Genomic DNA, 1002 nt, shown 5'->3' with positions numbered 1-1002 from the left:
GCATCAGATGGCGCACGTGCTGCTCGCCGAGCGGGTTCCGCAGGCGGGCAGGGTGCTCGTGCTTGGTGCAGGCGGAGGGATGGAACTGCGCGTCTTCGCCGAGTGCAGCCCCGACTGGCACTTCACCGGCGTGGACCCGTCCGCGGAGATGCTCGCGCTGGCCACGCGCGTGCTGGGCAGCCTGTCCCCGCGCGTCGAACTGATCCAGGGCTACATCGATGCTGCGCCCGTCGTCGCGTTCGATGGCGCCACGTGTCTGYTGACACTGCACTTTCTATCGCGCGAAGAACGCCTGCACACCCTGCGCGAACTCCGGCGCCGCCTGAGGCCGGGCGCACCGCTGGTGGTCGCCCACCACAGCGTGCCCCGCGATCCGGATGAAAAGCGCGTGTGGTTCCAACGCTGGGCCGCGTTCGTCACCGCCCGCGGCATCGGCGGGGAGAGCGCCGAAGCACGCGCCGAGGCGATTGCCAGCAGGCTGCCCACGCTCGCGCCGGAAGAAGAGGTGACGCTGCTGGAGCAGGCCGGTTTCGAGCGGCCCGCGCTGTTCTACGCTGCGCTGTCGTTCCGCGGCTGGGTTGCCTACGCCGTGCAGGATCAGCCGGGGTAGGTGGGGAAACGCTCGTCGGGGTGGTGCTTCTTCCACTCGGTGTGGGCGACGGTGCCTTCCCAGGCGATGAACGCCTTCGGCGGACGCCCGCGACCTGTCCAGGTCTCACCGCTATAGGGCAGCCAGAAGCGTGGCGGCAGGTCTTCGCGAGGCGGTCTGCTGGCCTTGACGCGCTTGGGCAGGGCGGTCCGTGCGGGCGCTGCGTCGGCGCCGATGATCGCGCGGATCCTGGCTTGCTGCTCCGGGCTGAAGTCTTGGTAGCAGGCCTTGAGCAGCAGCGTCACGCGGTCGTAGGCTTCCCGGGTGGCGGCACGCAGCAGCGCCGGATCGTCCATGCTTGATCGCGCCAGCAGATCGTCCAGGGCAACAGGGAGTGATGAGGCGGCTGGAGC

General features: G+C 69.6%; 2 protein-coding genes. One reads left to right on the top strand and one right to left on the bottom strand.

Annotated features, from left to right (window positions below):
• A partial coding sequence (locus ACXJKJ_RS30170; RefSeq protein WP_457395029.1) for a class I SAM-dependent methyltransferase occupies nucleotides 1-610 on the top strand: 610 nt, incomplete at its 5' end.
• Here the strand turns inward: ACXJKJ_RS30170 and ACXJKJ_RS30165 are convergent.
• On the bottom strand, nucleotides 598-1002 hold a 405-nt coding region (locus tag ACXJKJ_RS30165), incomplete at its 5' end, for an H-NS family nucleoid-associated regulatory protein (protein ID WP_457395026.1). The genes ACXJKJ_RS30170 and ACXJKJ_RS30165 overlap by 13 nt on opposite strands.

The sequence above is a fragment of the Roseateles sp. P5_E1 genome (assembly GCF_054049335.1).
Note: the sequence above shows the minus strand (reverse complement) of the source record. Positions and strands in the feature narration are given on the sequence as shown.